The following is a 4013-nucleotide window of genomic DNA, read 5'->3' on the forward strand; positions in this document are numbered from 1 at the left end:
ATTAAGGTAGGGTAGGTTACATACGTGTTACGCACCCGTGCGCCACTCTCATCAGAAGCAAGCTCCCAAATCCCGTCCGACTTGCATGTATTAGGCCTGCCGCTAGCGTTCATCCTGAGCCAGGATCAAACTCTCCATTGTATAATGTGTTGTTATAATCCAAGCCCTATTAAACTCAATCAATAGAAACTTGTAAAAAAAAATATTCTCTTACATTATCTACCAAGTTTGTAATCATAACTATCTTTCGATTGTTACACTACATGATTTTCTATTTCTTAAAAGAACTTTGCGCCTCTCCGTCTCGGTTCGGCTATATGTTTTCGAAGCTTTAACACTTCTTAACTTCTTATTTCAATTATTCGAAAGTCGCTTTCAAATATTTCCCTTCGTTTCGGGAGTGCAAAAGTACGTTTGTTTTTCAATTTAACGAATTAAAAAACAAAATAATTACAAGTAACTTATTACCAGGTCAATAAAATTTAAAAACAAGCGTGGCGCCCGCATTAAGCAAATGCCGCATTACATTTTGCATAAGAATTTTAAACCACAAACAACTGATAATAAATAACTTAACCGATGCAAGTTGATGAAGTTTAATAGTAATTAAATGAATGGCGTAGAACTATGTTAAGCGCGATGTATTTGTAAATAAGCGCGTTGCCCGGAATTGTTGGTAGGTTAAGGCTATGCAGCCATTAGAATTTTGACAATAAAAGCAGTAGGAAATCGATGCTTTATTATTTTTGCAGGATGAGTGATGAAGAACTAGTGACTTATTTTGAACATGCTATATTACCGGAAACTTTGCGCCTTGATCGCGCCACTACGCAACACCGTGTACAACAAGCTGTGAAAACCAATCTGGAAGCAATGATGGCCGACCCGAAAGACCACCGTTCCAGGTACCGACTGACCAGGATCGCCGCTGCGATAGAACATCCCTTTGATGGGCAAGAGATCCCGCGTTTTTAATTTTCAAATTTACTGGGATGAATGCTTATTTATATGGGATCGATTTTGGTACGACCAATTCGGCTTTGGCGGTTTACAATGAACAAACGCGGGAGATAGAGCACACCTTCATTATTCCTTCGCTGATCTATTTTTATCACCAGCGGCCTGGTTATGTTGTAGGCGAAGAAGCTATCTCGGCGTACCTGGAAGATGGCATGAAAGGGCGGTTCATCAAATCTGTGAAACAGGTGTTATCCAGGAACAGTTTCACCGAAACCCGCATACAAAACAAACGCTACACCGCCCCAGACCTGGTAGCGATTATATTGAAGGAGCTGAAACAACGCGCGGACCTACTGACCGGGCAGGATTGCCGGAAAGCAATTATTGGCAGGCCGGTTTTCTTCGATGATGATGATGTAAAAAAAGACACCTTAGCCCAAACGCGACTAAACAGAGCAACGGAGATTGCCGGTTTCACCGATGTCCGTTTTCAATTTGAACCTATCGGGGCGGCATTTGCTTATGAAAAGAACCTTACGAAAAAGGAAAATGTATTAGTCGCCGATCTTGGCGGCGGCACAACCGACTTCACCTATCTCGTACTTGACCCCGAGAAATCCCGGAGCATAGACCGGAAAAATGACATGATGGCCACAGGCGGGATTTATATAGGTGGCGATAGTTTAGATGCTGCATTTATGTGGGAAAAGGGTACCCCCTATTTTGGCAAGAACACACAATATGAAGCTACCCCGGGCAAGGTGCTGACCGTCCCAAAATCACTGTTCGTAAATATCTGTTCCTGGGAACAAATGAACTTCTTCAATGGCCTTCGCATAAAAAAGGACATGGAAGATTACTATTATTTCTCGAGGGAAGACCGGCTTTTCAAAAACCTGCTCACACTCATTGATAACAACCTGGGTTATTCTGTATTCCGGGCTATTGAAAAAACAAAAATTGCCCTGACTGCCGCTGACAGTACGGCATTCAGCTATCACCACATGGGTATCGAAATCGAAGAGGAGGTTAGCTTACTGGATTATGAACAGGTAATTGCAAAAGATGTAAGCAGGATCGCCGCTTATCTGGATAATTTTTTACAGGCAAATCGAATTGATGCAAACGCCATCGATACGCTGTTTCTTACCGGCGGAACCTCCATGGTCAAAAGTATCCATAAGTTGTTTAAAAACAAGTTCCCGCATGTGAACCTGAATTCAGGTGACAACTTCAAAAGCGTAGCTAACGGCCTGGCCTATAGCGGCTATCTTTTCGGGAGTTAAATGAGATTGGCACCGTCACTCACAACAATTTCGGGTTTTCCCTTATAATCATTCAGAGCACCGATGATAGAAATGACCTTGTGGTTGATCCCGCCCGTTAGCGCTTTCGCATTGCCTTTCAAAGCAACGGTCAATAACTGGTTAGTGTAGGCCGCACTGATGTTTACTAAAATCATAGCCCCAGTTTTTCACGGTAACCTCTTAACCAATTACTTTTTTTCGCTCAACTCTAAAAGCAAAAAGGCCTGTAAATCATACGATCTACAGGCTTTTGTTGTTGTTTATTATCAACCCTGGCGGTGAGGGAGGGATTCGAACACAACCTATTATATTATTGATCTATAGCCATTTAAGTACCGCGAGATAATCGGTCGCCACAGATGTCGCTCTTTTTATTACCTCTGTAAGTCTTAACTAAAGATACACTATTTTCAAAAAACCAGCAAGTTGAGAGATCATAATTTTAGGCGATGGAAAGGCTTTCTTTGGAAAAAGATTCCCTAGGTCACTTTTACCACCCCAATCATTTCGGGTGGTAAAAGTGCCCCTCAAGCGAAGTAACATATATTTTTCTTTTTTTTTGCGCTCAGTTAATTCCTTAGGCTTTATTTTTCCGGGGAAATAGAATCTGTTATATGAAAAAAGTCAAAGTCGGCCGCGCCCCCTATATTTTTTGTAGCATAATTAAACAAAGCAAAACGATAGCCCATAAAATGCGGGAAGGTATAGGCCATTTTTAATTGTGTGCCCAATGGTATCCATGTTTTCCCATCCAGGCTATAAAAAAAATCTGCCACGTCTTTTCTGTTCGTAAAATTGCATTCCGCCTTAAAGTAAACTACCTTTTGGTTTAAGGGGATCGTTTGTGCTTCCTCGGGTTTTCCGGTGCTTGCATTGAYCATTACGAYAGCTTTGCTATCCCCGGTTATTTTTACACCAGCCAACCCGTAATTTTTTTGCAGAAGCCCCAAACCCGCAAAATCGCCGTCTTTCATTTGAGAAATGTCGAGCGAAATTATCCCGGARCATACCGGCCCGATAGTGCGTTGTGTTAATGAATTCCGTGTCATCAGGAAATTGGTGTCGATCCTGCCGGTWGTGAGTCGTAAATAGCCTTTCCGTTCGGTAACAGACCATAAACTATTATCCGGGTTATGGTTCCATTGCCAAACCAGTGGTAATGCATGTTTACCTTTTTGACGGGTAAAATCGTCTGAGGCGACGATGCCCGGGATCAGCCCTTTACCGGCCGGCAGGTCGAGTGTATCGGTCACTTTGCCATTGGTGCCCAAAACGGGCCATCCATCCACCCACTTTACAGGGACCARATAGGGAATGCGGCCCACCGAGCCATAATCACGGAACAAATAAGAATACCAGGCCCCATTTGGCGCCTGGACCAATCCGCCTTGCGCAACGCCCAGGTCCTGGAGGCCAATTCGTCCTTCATAAGGGCCGGTGATCTTATCTGCCCGATGTATGATAACAGTGCGTACGTGGCCCGGTGGCCATGTAATATTGAAAAGATAATATTTGCCTTTTACCTTAAACAACTGGGAGCCTTCGGGACCGAGGCCGGTACCGCCCGATGGCACGTTTGCTTTTTTAATGATAATCTGGTCCGTTCCGCCGGGTTTTATGCCGGAAAGATCGTCCTTTAATTCCACTAACCTTAAATCTCCGCTCCCGCCAATCATATACGCTTTTCCGTCATCAAAAAACAAGGTGTGGTCACCCAGGTTGGGGACAAATGACCTGGCTTTCCAC

Annotated in this window: 4 protein-coding genes and 1 rRNA gene; 2 read left to right on the forward strand and 3 right to left on the reverse strand. The window is 43.5% G+C overall.

What is annotated here, in order from left to right:
* A 16S ribosomal RNA gene (locus AC1DYT_RS26600) occupies positions 1–141 on the reverse strand; the annotation flags it as partial.
* Between the two features lie 612 nt (positions 142–753).
* Between AC1DYT_RS26600 and AC1DYT_RS26605 the strand changes: the two genes are divergently transcribed.
* Positions 754–975: a DUF6965 family protein gene (locus AC1DYT_RS26605; protein ID WP_477472512.1), complete on the forward strand. Its 222-nt coding sequence runs from the start codon at positions 754–756 to the stop codon at positions 973–975.
* Between the two features lie 17 nt (positions 976–992).
* Complete coding sequence (locus AC1DYT_RS26610) at positions 993–2246, forward strand: Hsp70 family protein (RefSeq protein WP_477472513.1); 1254 nt, start codon at positions 993–995, stop codon at positions 2244–2246.
* Here the strand turns inward: AC1DYT_RS26610 and AC1DYT_RS26615 are convergent.
* Positions 2243–2422, reverse strand: a complete 180-nt coding sequence (locus tag AC1DYT_RS26615; RefSeq protein WP_477472514.1) for a hypothetical protein — start codon at positions 2420–2422, stop codon at positions 2243–2245. The two genes, AC1DYT_RS26610 and AC1DYT_RS26615, sit on opposite strands and share 4 nt — an antisense overlap.
* Before the next feature lie 429 nt (positions 2423–2851).
* On the reverse strand, positions 2852–4013 hold a 1162-nt coding region (locus tag AC1DYT_RS26620), incomplete at its 5' end, for a glycoside hydrolase family 43 protein (protein ID WP_477472515.1).

The organism is Mucilaginibacter sp. P1_D10, assembly GCF_056406215.1.

What these genes read in the sequence shown, in the direction of transcription:
- AC1DYT_RS26605 (WP_477472512.1), top strand. Translation starts at nt 754, where the DNA reads ATGAGTGATGAAGAACTAGTGACTTATTTTGAACATGCTATATTACCG.
- AC1DYT_RS26610 (WP_477472513.1), top strand. Translation starts at nt 993, where the DNA reads ATGAATGCTTATTTATATGGGATCGATTTTGGTACGACCAATTCGGCT.
- AC1DYT_RS26615 (WP_477472514.1), bottom strand. Translation starts at nt 2,422, where the DNA reads ATGATTTTAGTAAACATCAGTGCGGCCTACACTAACCAGTTATTGACC.